We start from the raw sequence: 20,856 nt of genomic DNA on the forward strand, positions 1-20,856 counted from the left end.
GGCAGGACCTCGCCCCCGCGCGCTGCGCACGGCGTGACGTGTCGTGCGCCGATGGGTGACCGGCTGTCAACTCGGCGAGGGGTAGGCGCGCGTCGCGGTGGGTGCGCGGCGGCGCGCTCAGAACATGGCGCGGGGGTTCGGCGCGTCGGCCGGGATGTCCTGCAGCACGTCCCAGTGCTCGCAGAAGCGCCCGTCGGCGACGCGGAAGATGTCGACCACCGCGACTCCGCGCGGCCGCCTCGGGTTCACGAGCTTGTAGTGCACCACGGCGTACTCGGCGTCGGCGATCATGCGCTGGATCTCGACCTGCGCGCCGTGAAGCGGCGTCTCGCCGTCGCGGAAATAGGCGATGAAGGCCTCGCAGCCGTTCATCCCGGGCGCGGCGCGCGCGCCGGGGTTGTGGTCGACGAAGTCGGCGGTCAACAGCGCGCGGACGGCGTCCCAGTGCTTGCCGACCACGGCGTCGTAGAGATCGAGCAGCATCCGCTTGTTTCGTTCGGGGTTCATACGGAGGGGGCGTGCCTTTCTGCACCGGGGAGCATGGTCGCTCGCCGATGCGTGCTCACCCTCGCAGCGGGGCGCGCGGCGGGCTTGAATCTGCGCGCCAATCGTCGGCCGCAGCGCGCGCGCACCGCGCCGTGGGCGCGTGCTAGCGCGTGCGCGCGACCGCGCGGTACGCGCTCGGCGGCATGCCCGACGCGGCGCGGAACTCGCGCGCCAGGTGGGCCGCGTCGCTGAACCCGTACGCGTGCGCGATCTCGGTGAGCGGCCGAAGCGAGCCGGCGATCGCGACGGTGACGTCGCGCATGCGCACGCGGCGCGCGAGCGCCGAGGCAGTGGTGCCGTGTGCCGCGAGCCGGCGTTGCAGCGTGCGGACCGACTGGCGCGTGGCGTGCGCGAGTCCCTGCGGCGTCCACGGCGCGTGCAGCTCGCGCGCGATCGCCGCGAGGGTGGCGGCGCCCGGGTCGTCCGCGGCGCTCGGCGGGTGCAACGTCTGGCGCGCGGACGGCGCCGGCGCGGTCCGGCGGGACCACGCGAGGCGGAGCGCGACCGGCGGCTCGGCAAGCGACGCGGGCCCGAGCCAGTGGGCGTCGCAGGCGAGCTCGCGCCACGGTCCGCGCGCGGCGCGCCCCGCGACGACGAGCTCGCCGTGGCCCATCCGGCGCAGCAACGCGGCGAGCACCCCGGTGATCATCACGGTCTGGCTCGCGGGGGCGAGCGCGCCGGCGTACGGCTGCGCCGCGAGCTGCAGCGCGCCGGCGCCGTCGAGCGCGAACCGCGTCTGGTGGCGCACGCCCCAAGCGCGCTCGAGCGATGCGCGAGCTGCGCCACGCTCGCGGCGCTCTCGAGCAGGTAGAGCGTCGGCGAGAAGGTCAGCGCGTCGAGCCCGTCGCCCAGCGCGAAGACGGCGCCGAGCCCACCGACGCGTGCGCGCTCCGCGACGAGCGCCCGCAGCGGCGCCGCGGGGCTGAGGGCCTGCAGGGCGGGGTCGGGCGCGCGCGCGACGTGCGCGTCGCGCTGCGCGAGGTGGAGCAGCTGCAGGCTGACGTTCTGCGACTGAGCAGCAGCGGCGGCGAGGTCCCGGCGCAGTCCCGCAAACGCCTATTCGGTAGGCGGAGTTCGTCATTGCTGCGCGCTCGGGTACATAAATCCTGCGTTTCCCGACACTTGGCGGCGAAAAAAAGATCGCCCGGCGTGTCGATCGCGCGTCCCCTCGTTCGTCGTGACGGTAGAGCCAGGGCTCAGCCGGTCGGGCGCCCGCACGACGAGAGAAGGAGACACGACGATGCGCTTCATCATCACCGCAGCACCGGGGACCAGCGAGACAGCAGCGCCGGGGAACAGCGACGCGAACGCAGAGGCGGAGGGGGCACCGGGCGAGGAGCTCTTCGCCGCCTACATGAAGTACAACGAGGAGCTGATGAAGGCCGGCGTGCTGATCGCGTCCGAGGGCCTCAACCCCGGTGGGGCCCGCGCGCGCGTCGGCATCTCCGGGGGCAAGCGCGTCGTGCTCGACGGGCCCTTCGTCGAGACGAAGGAGCTGGTAGGCGGCTTCTACCTGATCGAGGTGAGCTCGAAGGAAGAGGCGATCGCGTGGGCGCTGCGGTGCCCCGTCGGGCTCGGCACCGCCGAGGTGCTCACGATCCAGCAGATGACGGATGCCTCCGACATCCCGCCGCGGTTCATGGAGATCATCGCGGACGTCGCGCCTACATGGAGCGCGTCGTTCTCGAGGCAGCGGTAGGCCGAGCCGACCTGCGTCACGCTCCCTGCGGCCAGGAGGCTCGACGCTGGCGCCGGGGGCCCGCGACGCGCGACGCCGTGGCGTCCGCTCAGGCGGCGGGCAGGAGAGGGCGCGCCCCGACAAGGCTCACCGGCCCGCGTCGAACTGGACGTCCACGCTTTCTCCCTGGGACCCCTCTCCCGGCCCTGACACGGTGGCATGGGCTTCCAGGGGGCTCGGGGCGCTCCCATCCCGTGCGAAGAACTGCAGCACCGGCTGCACCTCGTTGATCTGGTCGAGCGTGGACCTGGTGCGCAACGCCTGCGCGGCGACCTCCCTGTCCATCGACGCCTTCACACCGGCGATCTTGGACTCCAGCAGCGTGATCTGGTGGTTTCCTTCGGCGAGCACCCGCTGCGTGTGCTCCTCGCCGGTGCGCGTGAACGCCCGCAGCGCCTCGATCTGCTTCGACGCTGCGGCCACGATCTCCTGAGTCGAGACGTCGAAGGCCCTGAATGCCGCTTCAACGATGTCCCGCTTCACCGGAACGGGGGTTTCGTTCGGCAGCGTCCTCAGGAGCTCCTGCGCCTTCAGGATCTTGCTCCGCTGCTCCGGGGTCACGCCGGCAGCCAGCAGGATGGCCGCGAAATCGACCTCAGAAGGCGGCGCGATGACGTCCTCCTCCGGTGCCGGCGGCGGCGAGGGCAGCGACGAAGCGTCGGACCGCCGGCTGAACGGCGACTTGAAGAAATCGGAAAAGCTCAAATTCACCCGCTTTCTGAGTACAGCGCCATCCTACATGGTTCCGGCCGGCTGCGCAGTGATTCCCGGAAGCCGGCCCTGGCGTCGTGTGCCAGCGGGCGTGGGGCCGGGAGCGTGGACGGGAGGTTCCCGGGGGGGGGGTGGTGCGATCCTGACCGCGCATGACGTGGCTGGAGTGCGCGGCTCGGATCAGCGCGTCCTCCGGGACCTCCGCCTGGTGCGGGATCCCATCCGTGAACACCTGACCGTCGATCTCGTAATACAGTCGATACTGCACCTTGCGCGCGTCCGGCCGTGGCGACACCGACCCTGGCGTCGCCGTGGGTCCCTGGTAGATCTTGCCGGCAAATCCATACTGCTGGATCGGTCCCCAGCCGGTATATGCCAGCGTGAGCGTCTCGGCGTGGATGAGCGCGTCATCGCCGTCGAACACATGGAAGTCGATCCATGCGTTGGCGCCCCACGCCGTGTGGCTGACCGACGCGACGAGGTCGAGGTGGACCTGGATGTCCTTCCCGATGCTCGGCCCGCCCGCGGGCCTCGGGAACGCGTTCACCTTCGCGATCGTCGCGGATCGTACGTTCGTTACATCGGGTCGCGGCTGCGCCCCTGCGCGGTAGACGACCGGCTGCGCCGCGGCGGGCTGCTCGCCTCGCCCGGAAAACGGCCCGGCTTCGCCCCGGGCACACGGAGGATCGAGATCCCGTCGCGACACGCTCGGTCCGAGCACAAGCCACGTTGACGCCGGATAGACGAACCTGCCGGCGTGGTCGGTCGCGAAGCCGCATAACGTGCGGCGCGCGGCCCCGGTCGCCCGCGCAAGTGCTCAGTCCGCGAGCGCCCGCTCGACGGCCTGCGCGTAGCCATGGGCGTGAGCGGGATGAGGGCGCGGATCGGCCCCACATCGCCGACGAGGTCGGCGTCCAGGCCCAGCAGCAGGTCGGCGAAGGCGCCGCGGGGCAGGCCAGCCAGGCGCTCGAAGAGCCCGGCGAACGGCGCCGGCAGCCAGGGCAGGAGATGCAGCTTCCACGGCGGGCGCCGGCCGAGCACGCGGGCCGCCACGTCGACCATCTCGTCGGTGGTGAACGCCTCGTCGCCGCCCACGTCGAAGGCCCGGCCGAAGGTGCGCGGCTCGTCGAGGCTGCGCACGAGGTAATGGACGAGATCGTCGAGCGCGATGTTCTGCATGCGGTTCCGGCCGCCGCCGAGGATCAGCGCAACGCGCCGCCGCGCGTTGGCCAGCGTGGTGTCGAAGTCGAAGCCGCCGCGTCCGACGATCTGCCCCGGCCGGAGGATGGTCACGTCGCGCCCGCTGCCGAGCAGCATCTGCTCGGCCTTCCAGCGACCGCGCGCCCAGATCGAGCGCGTGTCGGGCGTGATGCCCAGGAAGGTCACGTAGAGCACGCGCCGCACGCCGTGGATCCGGCAGGCTGCCACCACGTTCTCCAGGCCGCGCAGCTCGGTGTCCACGAAGGTCTCGCCGGGCGCGGCGCCCTTCTGCGGCGAGAGCGTGTGCACGCAGTTGAACACGGCCTCGCAGCCGCGAACCGCTTCCTCGATGGAGGCGCGGTGCGGATTTCACGCCATCGTGATCACCCAGATCGCCGCATCGTAATCGCTCGGATCAGCGCCTCGTGATCACCAGGATCACCCTCGCGAGGCGGCGAAGAGGGCGTGTCGGATTTTTTGTCCCGCCGCGCGAGTTGACATCATCGCGCTCATGCGATCGACCCCCTCCGGAAAAAGCGACGCTAACTCCTCACCTGGTCGTCACCGTGGTCCTTTCCCTCGGGGCCTATCCTCATGCGTCCCGCTCCGGGTGAAAAGCTGCCTCGGTCACGGGAAGGTTCGCTGGCCGAACGACTGTGGAGGCGCGCCGGCCACGTCATGTCAGCGATCGCAACCTGCGCCGACCGGCTCGAAGGTGATGCGATCGAAGATGGAGACGTAGTCGGAGGACCGCACGCCCGTGTAGGCGATCATGCCGACCTGAAGCGTCGCCGGCAGATCGGCGCGGGTGATGGGCGCGACCGACGTCGGCCACCCCGTGTCGCCTGGGTGGCGGTAGTAGATCGTGAAGGTCGCGCCGGTCCGGCAGAGCCGCAGCTCGGCGTCGGCGGTGAAGGCCGTCTCGCCGTACGTGCTCCTGCTGTTGGTGGTGCTCTTGTGCTCGACGGCGAGCTGGTTCATCTCGGCGTAGCCGACCACGCCCAGCACGTAGTTCTCGGAGCTCCCGCTCGGGTTCCGGCCCATGAGGCCGCCGACGTCGGCGAACTGGTTCGGCGTCTGGTCGCGGTTCGACGCCCGCCGGGCGTGGACGGTGGCGGTGACCTTGAAGTCGCCGGTCACAAGCTTGTAGACAAGCACGCCCTGGCTCGCCTGGTACCACAGCGCCCCGCCGTGCGGCGTGAGCGAGAGCGCGCCGCCGCTCACCACAACGTCCGCGAGGTCGGGCCGCAGCACGGTCCAGTCCGGCGAGAGCGCGCTGCCTTCGAACTCGTCGCCGGCCGGGAACGCGCCGCCCGTGCCGCCGGTCGGCGCCGCGCCCGCCGTGCCGGCGCCGCCAGCTCCCACTGCGCCGCCCGCGCCGCCGTCCCCCGCCCCCGCCCCTCCGGCTGCCTCGCCCGTGCCGCCCATCGCGGCCGCGCTGCCTCCGGCTTCAGATCCGCCGACCGTCGCCGAGGCGTCTGCCGCGGGCCCGCCACCCGTCCCCGGCGCGCCTGCGGTCGCGGAACCGCCGCCGGTGGCGGCCGCGCCTCCCGTGCCCGAGGCCTCCCCGCCTGCGCTGCAACCGGCGGCGGCAATCAGCGCGGCCGCCAGCGACCCGAGGAACCGGGCAAGTCGCCGTCCGGCTGCGTTCATGGGCCCATCGTCTCCGACGCCGCGGAGAAAGACAACGGCGCCGCGCGCGCGGGCGCCCCCTCAGCGGGGACTGCAGAGGGTCCGCCGCTGTGCGCGTCTCATACAGTCATGCTGTAGCTGACAGGACATTCTTTATCTGCGATCGACCACCTCCGGGCGAAGGCGATGCGCGCCGGGACGCTGTTGACCGCGGTCGGCCCGAGGCGCAGGGCCTAGGTCGCGGCAGTGGCGCGTGCGCTGAGGCCATGCTGATGTTGCCGTCGAGCGTTCGGGCGATCGACACGGATTCACAACGGAGGCATTGGATGAACAGCACTCGATGGGTGTTCTTTCAGAACGGCGGATCGCGCGGACGCAGTGGTGCGCTGCTCGCCGCAGCATGCCTCACGGCATGCTCCTCGGTCGTCATTCCGGATCAGCGCAGCGGGGGCACAGGCGGCGACGGCGGCGCGACCAGCACCGGAGGCGCGGAGACGGCCACGGGCGCCGGAGGCGCAGGAGCGACCACGGGCACCGGAGACGCGGGAACGACCACGGGCACCGGAGGAACAGGCACGCCGGACGATCTACCCTGGAGCAAGACGATCGCGGGTTCCGGAGCGGAGAGTCCCCGCGCCGTGGCGGCAGATTCAAAAGGGAACGTCTTCTTGTCGGCCGAGATCCACGAGTCGACCGATCTCGGCTGCGGCCCCTTGACCGCAGGGTCAGGGCCCCTCGACGCCCTGGAACTCGGCGCCTTCGTCGCCAAGCTCGACGCGTCGGGTACCTGCCTCTGGAACGTCGCCTTGCCGAACACGGCGAGCGGCATCGCAAAGTACTCGACCCTCGCCGCCGACGCGCAGGGCAATCTGCTCGCCGCAGGCCTGGCCCGTGGCACCGTCGACCTCGGCGCGGGTCCCATGGCGGGCGCGACGGAGGGCCAGGATATCCTGGTCGCGAAGGTTGACCCCGATGGCCGCCTCCTCTGGGCGAAGCGCTTCGGCAACGATGCCGTTCAGCTCGCGCCCCACATCGCGGTCGACCGGGCCGGGAACGCGGTCGTCACCGGCGGCGCGAGGGGCTCCATTCCCATCGGCGACGAGCCGATCGTGAGCGCCGGCGGCGTCGATGCCTTCGTGCTGAAGCTCGATCCCGCCGGCGAGGTGCTCTGGGGGAAGCTCTTCGGAGATCACGACTACCAGGCCTGCAGGGGCGTCGCGCTGGACAGGCAGGGCAATGTGCTCGTCATGGGCGATTTCGGCGGGACCATTGACTTCGGTGGTGGCCCCCTCGTCAGCGCGGGGGACCGAGACATCTTCGTGGCGAAGCTCGACCCCGACGGCACCCCGCGCTGGAGCAAGCGCTTCGGCGGTGCGCTCAATCAGACCGGCATCGACATCGATACCGATGAAAATGGGGATCTGCACGTCCTCGCGGCGCTCGACGGCACGGTGGACTTCGGCGGAGGCGCCCTCACCGCGAGCTCTGGTATCGCTGTCGCGAAGCTCGATCCCGATGGACAGCACATCTGGAGCAGGCAATTCGGCGCCGGCATGAGCGTGGTCCATCACCAGCTCGCGGTGGACGATCAGGGCAGCACCGTGCTGACGGGCTGCTTCGACGGCACGATCGACTTCGGCAACGGGCCTATCGGCAGCGGCGACGGCGCGGTGGAAGAGGCTTTCGTCGCCAAGCTCGACCCCCGTGGGGACGCGCTCTGGAGCCGATACTTCAGCGGCGCCGGAGCGCAGTTCGGATGGGATATCGACACAGACCCCGGGGACAACGTCTTCGTTCTCGGCGGATTCGAGGGCACGGTCGATCTCGGAGACGGCCCGATCTCCGCCCAGATGCGGGATGTCTTCCTTCTGAAGCTCTCGCCCTGATCTGTGCCTTCATGAGAAAGCCCTCGGGCTTTCAAGCTGATCGGGTGCGCTACGCGCCAAGGGCGACGATCGCGCTGCGAAGTACGATGTCGAGCAGCTCCTCGAGATCTGCGCCGAGGATCGCGAGCGGTGGAGCCAAAGACATCTTGTCGGTGCCCGCGTACCAGTACTCCGCAGCGGCGCGCAGCCACCGCTCGGCGTTCACGACTGAAGCGCTGGAGCGGCGCAAGAGCCGCGCGATCGTACGATAGGACACACAAATAGGTGCGCAGGCGGGTCGCCGAGGCCGCGCAGCAGGACCGCCGGGGCCGCGCAGGAGGGCGCCGAGGCCGCGCAGCAGCGCCACCGGCGCCGCGCATCTGCGGACGCGAGCGCGCGCTGGCACTTCGAGCGGGCCAGGGGAAGGCCGGGATCAGTCACCTCCACCGTCGGGCGTCGCCGGCCCAGACGGGCGCGACGGCGGCGGCGAAGATACCAACGCCGGAGCGGGCTCTGAGGTGCGTTCTGGTGAGTTGTCAACAGCAAAGCGCGCCGACCGAGGCTCCTCGACTCGCTCGCAAGGCCCCATGAACCCTGGCGGCAAACGACGGCATTGCGGTTTCGGGTGACATTTTCTCACGAAGAGGGCAAAAACTTGAAGCTTCCCGCTGATTGACGCTGCGCAGTGAGCGTGAGTACCGTGACCGCATGCGTTTGATGGCACATGCGTGCTCGGTTCTTCTCACGCTCGGGGCCGCAACAGGCGTCACGAGCTCGGCCAGCGCGAACGGGATCCAGCCGAAGACGAATCCGAGCGGCAGTGCGGCGGTGAAGGACCATGTTCGCCGTGGTCAGAGAGCGCGCGCAGCGGGACAGTGGACCGAGGCACACGCTGCCTACAAGGCGGCCTTCGAGGCCGCAGACCCGGCGACCAGCACCGAGAGAGAGCGCGCGGAGCTCGCCGGCGAGCTCGGCCTTTGCGAGGTCGCGCTTCACAGGTACCGCGATGCGGCCGAGCACCTTGCCAGGAGCCTGGACCAGCGCGAAGCGCTGCCGGCAGCGCTCCAGCGGCGATTCGAGGCGGGCCTGCGCGAGGCAGCGAAGCACGTCGCGACGCTCGTCCTCGCGGTCGATCCGCCCGACGCCGAGGTGCTCATCGACGGCAAGCCCATCGGTCGGACCGCGCGGACCTACACCCTGTTCTTGGAGCCGGGCCAACACATGGTGCGGGGGCGTGCACCGGGCTGTAAGGACGCGCTGCATACGTTGCGCGCCGTGGCGGGCGCGGAGCACGAGTTCACGATGCCGTTGCCGTGTGCGGAGGCGAGCAGCGCCAAGGAGGCGAGCAGCGCCAAGGAGACCGCGTCGATGACGCCGACCTCCGTGCGCGCTTCGCCCACTCCGCGCGCGCAGGCCGCCAGCCCGTGGGCTTCCTGGCCAGGGACGCTGCGTATCACGGGCATCGCCGTCACGACGGGCGCCCTTCTCGGGGGCGGCATCTTCATGGTCAGGGCCAGCAAGCTCGATGGGGACCTGAGCGAGCGGCGCGACGGGCTGACGCGTGGTGTGACGTCGAGCTCGTCCATGTGCTGGCAAGCGCCGCAGAACTCCCCGTGCGCTGACCTTGTCCGGCTGCGCGATGCGCGCAACCTGTCCGCCGGCGTGGGGACTGGCCTGGTCATCGCGGGGGGTGTGATCGGGGCACTGACCGCTGCGTCGTTCTTCACCGACTTCTCCTTCCTGGGGCGCACGCCGACGCAGGGTCGGGTTCACGTCGCGCCCGTGGCGACCGGGCGAGAGACCGGCGTGAGCATCGGGGGGCAGTGGTGAAGACATCGGGGGTAGAGGAGATGCGTTCGAAGAAAGGACGGCGCGCGGCGGCGTCCGTCGTCGCTGTCGCGCTCTGCGCGTGCGGCACGGGCATGCTGACGGGGTGCGCTTACACCGATCTTTGCGGGGAGGTGGCGGCGTGCGCCCCCGATCCGGAGCCTCCGCCCGGTCTGTGCGACGGAGAGCCCGGCACGGCGCCAGCGCTCGACGAATGCGGGGTGTTCGTCAGCGAGCAGGGCGACGACACGGGCCCCGGCACGAAGGGCGCGCCAGTCAAGACGCTCCAGCACGCGATCGGGCTCGCCGAGCACGGGCGAGGCCACAGCGAAACAGCGACCCGGCGCGTGTACGCGTGCGGTGGGGTGTTCGAGGAGAAGATCACGCTGCCCTCGGGGGTCGACCTCTGGGGCGGGCGCCGGTGTGACGGCGGCGGTTGGTCGTATGAGGGATCGTTCGGCGGACCGGATCACCCGACGATCATCGCGCCGCCGGTGGGGATCCCGCTGCGGGTGATCACGGGAGAAGAAGAGGGCGCGACGTCCACGGTCTTCGGCGTGCACCTCGAGGCGGCGGATGCGTCCGCGGACGACGGCAAGTCGTCGATCGCGATGATCCTGAGCACCGGGGCCAGGGCGATCGTGCGGGAGAGCAAGATCCTCGCGGGTGATGGCAAGAATGGGGATCCGGGCGAGGACGCGCCGAGCTTCCGCGCGAGCTCCGGCGTGGTGGGGAACAACGGCGTGGACGCCTGCACCGCGGACGTGGCGCCGGGCGCCCTTCCCGTCGTGACCATGTGCGGCGATGGCATCGAGTCGAGGGGTGGCTACGGGGGCGACGGCGGGCTCGAGACGGGTGGCGACGGTGCTTCAGGGCTGCCGAAACCAGTAGGGGATCCGCCCAACCTCGGCCTGAGTGGCTCCGGCGCGTCCAGCATGCCGTGCACGCCAGGAGAGAACGGAGCCAACGGCGCCGATGCAGAGCGCGCTGCCGGAGCGGTGGGTGCTGGCCTTCTGGACGTCTACGGATGGGTCGGCGTCCGCGGTAAAAACGGGGAGAAGGGGGGTGTCGGTCAGGGCGGCGGCGGGGGTGGCGGCGGCAAAGGGCGCGACGACATGACCGCGTGTCCGACTGGTCGGCCCCAGGGCGGTGCGGCCGGCGGCTCGGGGGGCAGCGGCGGCTGCGGGGGCAAAGGGGGCCAGGGAGGCGACTACGGGGGCGCGAGCATCGCGATCGTGGCACTGCAGGGGAGCGCCATCACCGTCGAGGCCGGCAGCACGGTCCTCGGGGCCAAGGGCGGCGATGGCGGGGTCGGCGGAACGGGCCAGTGGGGAGGCTCAGGCTTTGCCGGCGGCAACGGTGGACGCGCTAGTCTGACCGCCACGGCGCCCGGATGCCGCGGCGGAGGCGGCGGCGACGGCGGTCGCGGGGGCGATGCCGGCGGCGGTCTCGGTGGCCACTCGCTCGGCATCGGCTCCGTGGGCGCCTCCGTCGCCATCTCGGAGCTTGCGAAGGTCTTGCCCGGGGAAGCCGGCGCCGGAGGGCTCGGCGGCAACGCAACCCCTGGAAGCATGCTCGGCCAGGGGGACGATGGGATTACGCGGTTCTGGTACCCGTTCGATACGCCAGATCCGGAACCGGCTCGATGAACCGCCCTGTGCTTGCGGCACACGTGAGGACACGCCCATGAGGAAAACCACCGCTGCAACCTTCCTCCTCCTGTCGTCGCCGTGGGCGACCGGCTGCGGAACCGTGCCCGACGTGCACGACCCTGGCGTGACGCCTTGTGAAGGCGCCTCGTGCGAGGGCGAGCCGCCCCCGGAGTCGGTCTGCGTCGAGCACGTCGCCGCCGACATCCTCGACGACGGCTGCGGCGTGTTCGTCGCCGGCCCCTACGGTTTTGGCGACGACGGGAACCCCGGCACGAAGGCGAAGCCGGTGTCCACCGTCGAGCGCGGCATCGAGCTCGCGCGCAAGGGACGAGGGCGCGTGTTCATCTGCAACGACGGATTCAGGGTGCGTGACGTCAGGGTGCCCTCCGGCGTGGATCTCCTCGGGGGCTTCGACTGCCGGAAATGGGTCCGCAGCGATCTACCCAAGCGGTCCTCGTTTTATCACGAGCGGGTCTTCACTCCCATGGTGACCGTCGAGCCCGCGGGCCCGGAAGACCGGGGGGCTGCGGACGGGGTGACGACGCTCGCCGACCTCTACGTCCAGAGCTGGACCCAGGTCGGCGTGCTCATTCAGTCGAGCACGGTGGTCGAGATCCTGCGGTGCGAGATCTCCACCAACGGAGGAGACGGAGGCAGCCATGGCGAGCAGTGGCCGACCAACCAACCGGCCGCACCGGATGGCAATTTCGGTGAGGACGCGTGCTCGGCGACCGTCGTCGCCGGCGGCGCTGCGGTCGTGAACCGGTGCGAGAACGGGCTCATCAGCGTTGGCGGCAAGGGAGGGGATGGACTGCCCGACAGCGCCGAGGATGGAGGCGACGGGGAGCCCGCCTACTCTTCGCCCGCGCGCGGCGGTATCGGGGAGCGGGACGACATGAGTTGCTCCCTCGGATCCGTTGGGGGCCCGGGGGCTCCGGGAACCCAGGGCGCACCGGGCAAGGGCATCGGGCGCCTCACCGAGACAGGATGGGAGGGCGACACGGGCGGCGAGGGCACCTGGGGCACGCCGGGCCAGGGCGGAGGCGGCGGTGGCGGTCGCTGGGGTGGAATCCCCCTGTGCGGCGTGGCCTCCAAGGGAGGCCCAGGAGGAGGCTCGGGTGGGGCCGGCGGTTGCGGAGGCCGAGGAGGCCGCGGGGGAGCGAACGGACATCCGTCCATCGGCGTCCTCGCCCTTCACGCCCGGGTGACCGTGCGCGACACCAAGATCACGTCGGACTTTGGCGGCAGCGGCGGCGACGGCGGGAAACCCCAGCGCAGCGGCCGAGGCGGCCGAGGCGTTCGGGGCGGAGCGCTGGGGGATGGGTTCTACTCCTGTCTCGGCGGCCAAGGCGGCGAGGGAGGACCCGGCGGCTACGGCGGCCCAGGGCGTGGCGGCGACTCGATCGGCATCGCCTACCTCGACGAGGACCGGCTCACGCTCGAGGGCGTCACCATCGAGACCGGACAGCCGGGCAAGGGCGGCACCAGCTGGAACCACGATGGCAGCATGACGGTGGGAGAGAGCGGCGAGGCTCACGCGACGCTTCGGTTTCCTGAATAGCTGGATTGAAGCTTCCCGCGGCGAGCTATCCGGCTCGGCCCAGGGCGCGTCACCGCGGACCAGGACAGCCAGACGCCCGCAAAGCGGACTCCGGCACGGCCGCTGCGGTCCAGAGGCGCCTCGACGCCGAAGGCGGCGCGATGCGAGCTCGGACTCTCGCGCCGCAGACGTCAAGGCGGAAGGAGGAGCGGGGTCATGGTGCCGCCGTAATCCCTGACCTTGCCTCCGGCGAGCTGCCGAATGAAGCCGGCCGCACTCTCGATGGTGTTCAGCCAGTCAGCGCCCTTGAGACGTACGTGATCATCGGTCTTGAACCCGAGCACGTCCACGGCCACAGACCACAGTCCGTCGGGATCCTCGCGGAGGTCGCCAACGCGGATCGTGATGGTCCGCGGCGCCCCTCCGTCCGAGGGCGTGAACATGGACGTAACCTCTATTATCGCGTTCATCCACCCTCTCTCTCTTTACGGCACAATCGGCGGTTCAAGCGTGCCGCCCTCATCTTCCGCTCGACCGCGGAGGTACTTGGACGCAAATTGAGCAGCTAGCTCCACAGCATGGAGTGGGTCCGCACCAGCCAACGGTCGGTCAAATGCGATCTCCGCTCCCCATACGATCGTTACGCCGATGTCCCAAGGCGCGGGGTCGTCGGCATCGCGCGCCGGCCTGACATCGGACAATCGCACAGCAACATCCCGAGAAGCATCACCATGAAATCGATATTTCAACTCGATCATGACCACCCGTAATCTCTGTCGTGTTCTCGACCACGGCACCGAGCGCGGTGACCCCTCCGATACGCAGCATCCACCGGCCGCAAATCTCCTCGCCTCTTCAGGGGGTCGCAGAGGAAGGCCCGAACCCGAGGTCATCCTCGCCAAGCCATTTTAACCTGGCTCCGGCGGGGGGAAGTGTGGCGAGGATTGGCGGCACGATCCAGCATGCAGCAAGAAATGCCTGGAGTTCGTCGACACCGTAAAAGTGGCGAGAGTACGGCTCGTCGAACCCACTGATCTCAAGTAGCACACGGAAGTCTCCGCCCGGAAGGGGATCGGGCTCTGGAAGCCCGATGCGAACAACGATGTCGTGGACGTCGCTCGAGCCTGGCAGCGTCATTTCGAGGGTGCGCACCAGCGCCCTTGTTGTCGCATGAGAACTCATTGTTCAGCCCTAGCCCTTTTTTCACAATTCCTGAGGTAGCGACGGATACAGGCGCCATGTAGCGCGACGCTGGCGCGCTCCGAGCTCACCAGCGCCCCCGTCGATCCCGCGGCCGCCCCCCGGCATGCTCGACCACGCCGACGGCGACCTCGATCCGGCCTCGTGCTCGCGAACCTCACCCCGGCCATGCTGAAGAGCCCGCCGGCCACATGGCCGAGCTCGACCACCGCCCCGAGCGCGCGGCGCCGAGCATTGGTGTCCACCATCGCGTCCACTCGCTCAAGTTCCCCATGTCGTGTTCCAAATGGGTGGGTCGAGGGTTCCGCCGCCCGCGTTCTCGACCTTGTCGTTGACCCTCCGAGCGATGAATTGGGCACCATCCACGATCGCCTGTGTCCAGTCTACCTGTTTCAGCCGAACCCTGTCATCATCCTTGAACCCGAGAATCTCCACGCCAACAGACCACGAAGCGCCATCGGAATCGAGCCGCACATCACTGATTCGAAGCGTGATGGTCCGCTTCGGACTACCGTCCACTGGGGTAAATATCGTGGTCAGCTCAAGCATTGGACCTCACTTGCAGCTATCCTCGCATCTGCGAAGACACTTGGAATATTCGGCATTACACTTCGCGCGACACGTTGACGTAGGATCGCGTTTTGTGCAGTCCTCATGACAACCATCGTGAATTGCATCACAGTTCAGCTTGCAGCGCTCCTTGCAATCCCCATTCGCGCCATTCACCCACCGGCACGGGCCGCACGACTGCGCTCCCGAGCCGAGGTGCACCCCGTTGGCGTACTCACATCGCTCCTTGGCTTCGTCCAGGCTCACATGATGGCCCTGGTAGAGCGAGGTGCAGGCACCGGCTTCCCCCCAGTTCTTGCACTGAGTCGAGCCAGCCTTCCATGTGACCGTGCACTCGGCGAGCTGTGAGCCGCCGCTGCACGGATCCTCGTCATAGCCGGTATGGTTCTGCGGCTGGAGAGGTACATACCCGAAGCCGCCGACCCCGCCCGTAGGGGTGATGATGCTCCCGCCGGCCCCCTCCGTTCCATCGCCCCGGACGTAGCACTCTCCCATGTCGAAGTTACACCCCGTGAGACCGAGCACCAGAAGAACGATCCGCCTGCTCATTTTCATTTGGACTCTCCCCCGAACCTCCAGATAGGCCCAGCCGTGACCATCAGGACCATGCCGCCGGGAAGGACGCGACTGTTCCCGCCAGCCCAGTCCAGGTTGACGCTCGTGGACGCCCCCAGACGCCCGGCGAAGTACCAATCGGACTGGGCGCGGGCGCCTGGAGCGACCCCCATCACGCGGTCGCAGATCACGGCGCCGCACACCCGCATCAGGTAGACCGACAGCGAGGGACCGAGGCTGACATAGCCCGTCTTCGTGGCGTACCCGAGCGTGATCGCCGTCCGATCGTAGACCCCGATGCCTGCCCCTGGGACGATGCTGAGCACGTTGTGGACCTCGATCCGGAAGTCGCTCGCTCTGCGCCACAGCCACCCGACGAAGGGGCTCACGGCGAGCTCGGGCTCGGTCCCGACCTGGATCCCGCCGACGCTCACGCCGCCGCTGAACTCGAGCGCCAGCGCCGGCGCGGGAGCGACGATGAGGGCACAAGCGCAGAAGAGGCCGAGCTTGCCGTGGAAGCGCATCGACATGGTGCAGGCTCCTCGCCGAACGGCGGCGACACGCGGTGCGGATGCACTCGCCATTCTTCCGAGTGTGGTCTGGGCGTCAAATAGAAACTCGGCGAGTGCATCCAAAGGACATGAGTCGCTCCGTTCCGGGCATTCGCCCGTGCGCACACGGTTCCGCGGTAAGAGCGCACCGCCTCGAGAGAGAGCGTCTTGTCAGCGAACATGCGCGCGAGCAGCGGAGAGAATTGACTGTCCATCCCAGAACCCGTTGCGCTCTCTCGATCTCTCGCGCGGTCCAGCGGACCGCCGGGCTCGCGGGCGGCCGCTGCCCCGTCCGGCGCTCGCGCCTTGCCTTCCGGCCCGGCGCAGCGCACCTTCGCGCCCAGCGACCATGCCCAGCGACGATCCCTACGTGATGCCCGCCTACGTCAAGCTCCTCGTCACCGACGCGGAGCGCTCCGCCTCGTTTTACGAGCTCATCGGCTTCACCCGCGTCCACCAGGATCCGGTGTTCGTCCACCTGCGCTGGGCGCGCTATGCCGATCTCTTCCTCGTCGCGACGCCGCCGGGGGTCTCGCTCGCCGGGCAGCACGGCCTCGGCGTCATCGTCTGCTTCAGCGCCGCCGGCGACCGCGGCATCGAGACCATCGCCGCGCGCGCCGCGGCGGCCGGCGCCGCCGTCGACGGGCCGCGGGACCAGCCGTGGCACACACGGGAGATCGTCGTCACCGACCCCGACGGCTACCGCCTCTGCTTCGTCGAGCCGAGCACGCCTCTGCAGAGCTGACGGCCCGCCCACAGAGACGAAGAGGAAGACGAAGACGAACGACGTCAATCGGCACGAGCCCGTCGCTCCATCTCCTTCGCCCGGCGCCGGCGTCTCCCAGGGGCGGCGCCGGGCGCGCTCGTGTATCATCCCACCGGCATGTCGCCGGAGCCGTCGCAGCCCAGGCCCATCGGGCGGTATCTGCTGTACAGCCCGATCGCGTCCGGCGGGATGGCGTCCGTGCACCTCGGCCGGCTCGTCGGCGACGCGGGATTCTCGCGCACCGTGGCCATCAAGCGGCTGCACCCCGCGCTCGCCGAGGCGCCCGAGATCGCCGAGAGCCTGCGCGACGAGGCCCGCATCGTCGCGCGCATCCAGCACCCCAACGTCGTCGCCATGGTCGACCTCCTCGTCGCCGAGGACGAGGCGTTCCTGGTCATGGAGTACGTGCGGGGCGAGTCGCTGGCGCGGCTGCTCCGGGCGGCGCGCGCGGGCGGCGCGCCGGCGCCGGTCCCCATCGTCGCGAGCATCGCGTGCGGCGCGCTTCACGGCCTGCACACGGCCCACGAGGCGCGCAGCGAGTCGGGCGAGCCGCTCGGCATCGTGCACCGGGACGTCTCGCCCGAGAACGTGCTCGTCGGCGTCGACGGGACGGCGCGGCTGCTCGACTTCGGCATCGCCAAGGCGCGCGGTCGGCTCAGCACCACCCGCGGCGGGCAGATCAAGGGCAAGCTCGCGTACATGGCGCCAGAGCAGCTCCTCTGCGCCGACGTGACCCGGCGGACCGACGTGTTCGCGGCGGGCGCGGTCCTCTGGGAGGCGCTCGCAGGCCGCCGGCTCTTCGACGGAGGGGACGAGGGCGATCTCATCCGGGCCGTGCTCGAGGAGCCGATCCTGCCCCCGAGCTCGCACGCGGCGCACGTGCCGCCTGCGCTCGACGCCATCGTCCTCCGTGCCCTCGAGCGGAACCCGGAGGGCCGCTACCCGACCGCCCGCGAGCTCGCGGTCGCCATCGAGGACGCCGTCCCGCTCGCGTCGCCGCGCGCCGTGGGCGAGTGGGTGGAGGCGCTCGCCGGCGACGCGCTCGCGCGGCGGGCGGCGCGCGTCGCCGCCATCGAGAGCGCGTCGGCGGGGATCCCGGGCGGCCCGGCGACGGCCAGCTCGGGCGCGGCCGCGCGGGGTGGGTCGGGCGCGCCCGGCGACGGGGCAGGAGACGAAGGCGAGCCCACGCCGCCGGGCGGCCCGGCGCGGGGGCTGGCGGAGACCGTGCCCTCGATCCCGTCGAGGGCCCTCGATCAGGGGACGCCGGCGGCCGAGCCCCCGCCCGGATCGGTGACGTCCAGCGGGATCTCGCTGGGGCTGCCTGCGACCGACGGCGCGCGGCGTGATGGTCCGCCCCCCACGGCGAGGAAGCGCGCGCGCCCGCTGCTCGCGCTGCTCGGCGCGCTGCTCCTCGGCGGCGCGGCCGCGCTCGCGGCGCAGTCGTGGCGCCGCGCCCCTCCCGGCCCGGAGGACGCCGCGCGCGCGGTCCAAGCGCCCGCGGCGCAGCCGGCCGGCGCCTCGACGGCGAGCGCGGCGAGCGCCGTCGCAGCGAGCCCATCGAGTACCGCCGCGGCCGACCCGGCGAGCGCCGCTGCGGCTGACCTGGCGAGCGCCGCCACGGCCGACCCGGCGAACGCCGCCGCGGCCGACCCGGCGGGCACCGTCGCGGCCGACCCGGCGAGCGCCGCCACGGCCGACCCGGCAAGCACCGCCGCGGCCGACCCGGCGAGCGCCGCCGCGCCAGCGCCCGCACAGCGCCCGGCGCGCCCTGCAGCCGGCGCGCGCGCGCCGGCCCCCGCGACACGCGCGACCCGCGCCGACGCCCAGCGCTGCTCCCCGCCCTATACCGTGGACAAGGCCGGCATACGCCGGCTCAAGCCTGAGTGCCTGTGAACCGATGAAGCCTCCGTGTCCCGCCCGCGCCCGGCTCGCGCTCTCGCTCGCCGCCGCCGCGGCGCTCTCGCTCACCGGCGCCCGCGCCGACGCCGCGCCGCCCAAGCAGGCGTGCGCGGACGCCTACGAGCGCGCGCAGGGCCTCCGCCGCGACGGCCGGCTGATCGAGGCGCGCGCCGCGCTTGTCGTCTGCTCGCAGCCGACGTGCCCGGCGGCCGCCGTGGCCGACTGCGGGCCGTGGCTCGCCGAGGTCGAGCAGAGCCTGCCCTCCGTGGTCGTCGCCGCGAGGGACGCGCACGGGCGAGAGCGCCTCGACGTGCGCGTGCTCGTGGACGGGCGCCCCCTCGCCGCGGCGCTCGACGGCAAGGCGCTGCCTGTCGACCCGGGTCCGCACACCTTCCGCTTCGAGCCCGCGACGGGCCCCGCGGTCGAGGAGCGCGTGCTGATCCGCGAGGGCGAGAAGAACCGCCCGCTCACCGTGACCCTCGGCGCATCCTCGGCCGGCGCGCCAGCCTCGCCTCGTCCGCTCGCCCCGCGCGCCGCGCCTCCTGCGGAGCCCTCGGTCCCGGGCCTCGTGTGGGCCTCCGGCGCGGTCGGCGTCGCCGGGCTCGCGGTGTTCGCCGTCGCCGGCGCCCTCTCGCTGAGCGCCGAGGCCGACCTGCGCGCCACGTGCGCCCCGCGCTGCGCGGAGGACGAGGTGCGCGCCATCCGGATCCAGCACGCGGTCGCTGACATCGGCCTCGGCGTGGGCGTCGTCGCGCTGGGCGCCGCTGCGTGGCTCTACATGACCCGGCCGACCGCGGCGCAGCCCCCGAAGGCCGGCGCGACGGCGCTCTGGCCGTTCATCGCCGGCAACGCCGCGGGCGTCGCGGGGGCCTTCTGATGCGCGCATCGGCCCGCGCCTGCGGCGGCGCCGCGGCCCTCGCGGCGGCGCTGCTCTCGGCGTGCTCGCTCCTGCGCCCGCTGCACGGCCTCACCTGCGAGCCCGGGGCCGGCAACGCGTCGTGCCTGTACGGCCAGCCCTGCGACGCCAGCGCCGACTGCACGACGGCCGCGTGCACCGAGGGCGTCTGCCAGTGCCCCGCCGGCATGGTGACGATCGAGAGCTCGTTCTGCATCGATCGGACCGAGGTGTCGAACGCCGCCTACCGCGCCTTCCTCGCCACGCAGCCGGACGTCGCGGCGCAGGCGCCGTTCTGCTCGTTCAACAGCACGTTCGATTTCGACGACACCGGGCCCGACGCGCCCCTCGTGTGCACGACGCGCCGCAAGGAGGACGAGCACCCCGCCACCTGCGTCGACTGGTGCGACGCGCGCGCCTTCTGCACGAGCCAGGGCAAGCGCCTCTGCGGCGAGCGCCACGGCGGCCCGCTGCCGTTCCGCGGTGACATGGCGCAGGGCGAGTGGTTCGACGCGTGCAGCAAGCACGGCGCGCTCGTTCACTCCACCGGCGAGTTCGACGCTCTCCACTGCAACGGTGACAGCACCGAGACGGTGCCGGTCGGCGACGACACAAGCCTGGCGTGCGAGGGCGGCTATCTCGGCCTGCAGCACATGAGCGGAAACGTCCGCGAGTGGGAAGACGCGTGCTCCGACGACGTCGGCTCCGGCGATCTCTGCAGGACCCGGGGCGGGGCGTTCGACAGCGAGGGAACGCTCGAAGAGCTCCGGTGCGACGCGCGCGACGAGCGCGAGCGCGCCGACACCGATCACACGATCGGGTTCCGCTGCTGCAGCGGCTAGCGCCGCGACGGCGCCGGCGGCCGCGGGCTCTGCCGAGATCGCTCGCGCGCGGTGGTTGCATCCCGAGGCGCCCCGGAGGCGCTCCTGCGAAGCGCTGTTGGCAGGCAGCAGGCTTCGCGACGGGAGGTGGCGCCGCCGCTCACTTCACGCAGGTGCGCTTGTCCTGGTAATCGCAGCTCGGCACGCCGGCATTCACCGCCGTCTCGGTGAAGCCAGGGTAGCAGATCGGGTCGCACGTCGCGTAAGCGCCGCTCGGGTACGGCACCGCACCGCACGAGATCCGATCGTAGATCCCGGCGCAGTAGCTCGGCCCGCTCTGCGAGCCGCTCACGTACCAGCCGGGCGGACAGGCGACGGAGGCGCCCCAATGGGCGAAGGACGCCCGCGTGGCCCACGGGATGAGCTCGCAGCGGTAGGCCTCGCCGTTCGCGCAGCCGAGCGCGCTGCCCTGGCTCAGCGACACGGAGTGCGTGTACTCACCGCTGACGCACGCCGCGCACTGCCACCCGGTCAGCGCTTGCGCCCCCGCCGTGCTCGGCTCGGCCAGCGCTGCGTCCTCCCCATCCGCCGTGCCGAGACAGCCGGCGACTCCCGTCAAGGCCACGACCAGCCCGAGCCCAGACACCCCCATCGTCCACCGCGAAAAGCTCTCCATGCTCGTCCTCCGATGCGATCCCCCGCCATCAACGACGTGATCCATGGAGAGGACACCGCAAGAGCGCAAGGGACGCAAGGGACGCAAGGGACGCAAGGGAGAGCGATATCCACCTGCTGGAGGCGAGCTGGGAAGCTTGCGAGAGCTCGCTGCGCGTGCTCCCTCGGCGACATCTTCCCTGACGTATGGGAGGAACCCCGGAGGCGACCAAG

General features: G+C 71.1%; 22 protein-coding genes. 9 read left to right on the plus strand and 13 right to left on the minus strand.

The features are described 5' to 3' along the window. Window positions 1-117: 117 nt before the first annotated feature. Both WMF45_RS22780 and WMF45_RS22785 read right to left on the minus strand, forming a co-directional pair. On the minus strand, window positions 118-507 hold the full coding sequence (locus WMF45_RS22780; protein ID WP_437718948.1) for a nuclear transport factor 2 family protein: 390 nt from the start codon (window positions 505-507) through the stop codon (window positions 118-120). A 142-nt stretch (window positions 508-649) separates the two neighbouring features. Next, window positions 650-1,294 (minus strand): helix-turn-helix transcriptional regulator, encoded by a 645-nt coding sequence (locus WMF45_RS22785; RefSeq protein ID WP_437718949.1) that lies wholly within the window; start codon window positions 1,292-1,294, stop codon window positions 650-652. 492 nt (window positions 1,295-1,786) lie between these two features. On the opposite strand from WMF45_RS22785, the gene WMF45_RS22790 reads away from it, so the two are divergent. Then, window positions 1,787-2,245: a YciI family protein gene (locus tag WMF45_RS22790; RefSeq protein WP_437718950.1), complete on the plus strand. Its 459-nt coding sequence runs from the start codon at window positions 1,787-1,789 to the stop codon at window positions 2,243-2,245. Between the two features lie 126 nt (window positions 2,246-2,371). On the opposite strand, the gene WMF45_RS22795 is transcribed toward WMF45_RS22790, so the two are convergent. The 4 genes from WMF45_RS22795 to WMF45_RS22810 all read right to left on the minus strand — a co-directional run bounded on the left by WMF45_RS22795 (window position 2,372) and on the right by WMF45_RS22810 (window position 5,848). Beyond that, the gene (locus WMF45_RS22795) at window positions 2,372-2,989 is read right to left on the minus strand and encodes a hypothetical protein (RefSeq protein ID WP_437718951.1); all 618 of its coding nucleotides are present in this window, start codon (window positions 2,987-2,989) and stop codon (window positions 2,372-2,374) included. Continuing rightward, window positions 2,880-3,542 carry a hypothetical protein gene (locus WMF45_RS22800; RefSeq protein WP_437718952.1) on the minus strand — a complete coding sequence of 221 codons (663 nt, stop codon included), beginning with the start codon at window positions 3,540-3,542 and terminating at the stop codon, window positions 2,880-2,882. Before WMF45_RS22800 ends, WMF45_RS22795 begins: the two co-directional genes overlap by 110 nt. Window positions 3,543-3,571: 29 nt before the next feature. Further along, entirely contained in the window at window positions 3,572-4,546 is a 975-nt protein-coding gene (locus WMF45_RS22805; protein ID WP_437719569.1) for an SDR family oxidoreductase, read from the minus strand. A 330-nt stretch (window positions 4,547-4,876) separates the two neighbouring features. Continuing rightward, window positions 4,877-5,848 carry a hypothetical protein gene (locus tag WMF45_RS22810; protein ID WP_437718953.1) on the minus strand — a complete coding sequence of 324 codons (972 nt, stop codon included), beginning with the start codon at window positions 5,846-5,848 and terminating at the stop codon, window positions 4,877-4,879. Window positions 5,849-6,153: 305 nt separating this feature from the next. On the opposite strand from WMF45_RS22810, the gene WMF45_RS22815 reads away from it, so the two are divergent. Next, window positions 6,154-7,713: a hypothetical protein gene (locus WMF45_RS22815; protein WP_437718954.1), complete on the plus strand. Its 1,560-nt coding sequence runs from the start codon at window positions 6,154-6,156 to the stop codon at window positions 7,711-7,713. Window positions 7,714-7,762: 49 nt separating this feature from the next. Here WMF45_RS22815 and WMF45_RS22820 read toward each other — a convergent pair whose 3' ends face one another. Continuing rightward, window positions 7,763-7,918, minus strand: coding sequence for a hypothetical protein (locus tag WMF45_RS22820; protein ID WP_437718955.1), 156 nt, complete (start codon window positions 7,916-7,918; stop codon window positions 7,763-7,765). A 482-nt stretch (window positions 7,919-8,400) separates the two neighbouring features. Here WMF45_RS22820 and WMF45_RS22825 point away from each other — a divergent pair, with 482 nt between their 5' ends. Genes WMF45_RS22825 through WMF45_RS22835 form a run of 3 tightly spaced genes read left to right on the plus strand, consistent with a single transcriptional unit; the run spans window position 8,401 to window position 12,732 of the window. Next, window positions 8,401-9,522: a PEGA domain-containing protein gene (locus tag WMF45_RS22825; RefSeq protein WP_437718956.1), complete on the plus strand. Its 1,122-nt coding sequence runs from the start codon at window positions 8,401-8,403 to the stop codon at window positions 9,520-9,522. 20 nt (window positions 9,523-9,542) lie between these two features. Continuing rightward, on the plus strand, window positions 9,543-11,168 hold the full coding sequence (locus tag WMF45_RS22830) for a hypothetical protein (RefSeq protein ID WP_437718957.1): 1,626 nt from the start codon (window positions 9,543-9,545) through the stop codon (window positions 11,166-11,168). A gap of 37 nt (window positions 11,169-11,205) precedes the next feature. After that, the gene (locus WMF45_RS22835) at window positions 11,206-12,732 is read left to right on the plus strand and encodes a hypothetical protein (RefSeq protein ID WP_437718958.1); all 1,527 of its coding nucleotides are present in this window, start codon (window positions 11,206-11,208) and stop codon (window positions 12,730-12,732) included. A gap of 170 nt (window positions 12,733-12,902) precedes the next feature. On the opposite strand, the gene WMF45_RS22840 is transcribed toward WMF45_RS22835, so the two are convergent. From WMF45_RS22840 to WMF45_RS22860, 5 genes are all read right to left on the minus strand, one after another. Beyond that, on the minus strand, window positions 12,903-13,181 hold the full coding sequence (locus WMF45_RS22840) for a hypothetical protein (RefSeq protein ID WP_437718959.1): 279 nt from the start codon (window positions 13,179-13,181) through the stop codon (window positions 12,903-12,905). Between the two features lie 15 nt (window positions 13,182-13,196). Further along, on the minus strand, window positions 13,197-13,469 hold the full coding sequence (locus WMF45_RS22845) for a hypothetical protein (protein WP_437718960.1): 273 nt from the start codon (window positions 13,467-13,469) through the stop codon (window positions 13,197-13,199). A 97-nt stretch (window positions 13,470-13,566) separates the two neighbouring features. Then, window positions 13,567-13,893: a DUF6968 family protein gene (locus tag WMF45_RS22850; RefSeq protein WP_437718961.1), complete on the minus strand. Its 327-nt coding sequence runs from the start codon at window positions 13,891-13,893 to the stop codon at window positions 13,567-13,569. Between the two features lie 279 nt (window positions 13,894-14,172). Then, window positions 14,173-14,460 carry a hypothetical protein gene (locus WMF45_RS22855; protein ID WP_437718962.1) on the minus strand — a complete coding sequence of 96 codons (288 nt, stop codon included), beginning with the start codon at window positions 14,458-14,460 and terminating at the stop codon, window positions 14,173-14,175. 572 nt (window positions 14,461-15,032) lie between these two features. Then, entirely contained in the window at window positions 15,033-15,566 is a 534-nt protein-coding gene (locus tag WMF45_RS22860) for a hypothetical protein (protein WP_437718963.1), read from the minus strand. Between the two features lie 370 nt (window positions 15,567-15,936). Between WMF45_RS22860 and WMF45_RS22865 the strand changes: the two genes are divergently transcribed. The 4 genes from WMF45_RS22865 to WMF45_RS22880 all read left to right on the plus strand — a co-directional run bounded on the left by WMF45_RS22865 (window position 15,937) and on the right by WMF45_RS22880 (window position 19,989). Then, window positions 15,937-16,332, plus strand: a complete 396-nt coding sequence (locus WMF45_RS22865; RefSeq protein ID WP_437718964.1) for a VOC family protein — start codon at window positions 15,937-15,939, stop codon at window positions 16,330-16,332. 120 nt (window positions 16,333-16,452) lie between these two features. After that, the gene (locus WMF45_RS22870) at window positions 16,453-18,246 is read left to right on the plus strand and encodes a serine/threonine-protein kinase (protein WP_437718965.1); all 1,794 of its coding nucleotides are present in this window, start codon (window positions 16,453-16,455) and stop codon (window positions 18,244-18,246) included. A 4-nt stretch (window positions 18,247-18,250) separates the two neighbouring features. Then, window positions 18,251-19,129: a hypothetical protein gene (locus tag WMF45_RS22875; protein ID WP_437718966.1), complete on the plus strand. Its 879-nt coding sequence runs from the start codon at window positions 18,251-18,253 to the stop codon at window positions 19,127-19,129. Continuing rightward, window positions 19,129-19,989, plus strand: a complete 861-nt coding sequence (locus tag WMF45_RS22880) for a formylglycine-generating enzyme family protein (RefSeq protein WP_437718967.1) — start codon at window positions 19,129-19,131, stop codon at window positions 19,987-19,989. Before WMF45_RS22875 ends, WMF45_RS22880 begins: the two co-directional genes overlap by 1 nt. A 139-nt stretch (window positions 19,990-20,128) precedes the next feature. Here the strand turns inward: WMF45_RS22880 and WMF45_RS22885 are convergent, their stop codons facing one another. Then, on the minus strand, window positions 20,129-20,644 hold the full coding sequence (locus tag WMF45_RS22885; protein ID WP_437718968.1) for a hypothetical protein: 516 nt from the start codon (window positions 20,642-20,644) through the stop codon (window positions 20,129-20,131). Between the last annotated feature and the right edge of the window lie 212 nt (window positions 20,645-20,856).

This window comes from Sorangium sp. So ce448, from assembly GCF_051520915.1.
In the GTDB taxonomy this organism is placed as follows: domain Bacteria; phylum Myxococcota_A; class Polyangia; order Polyangiales; family Polyangiaceae; genus Sorangium; species Sorangium cellulosum_B.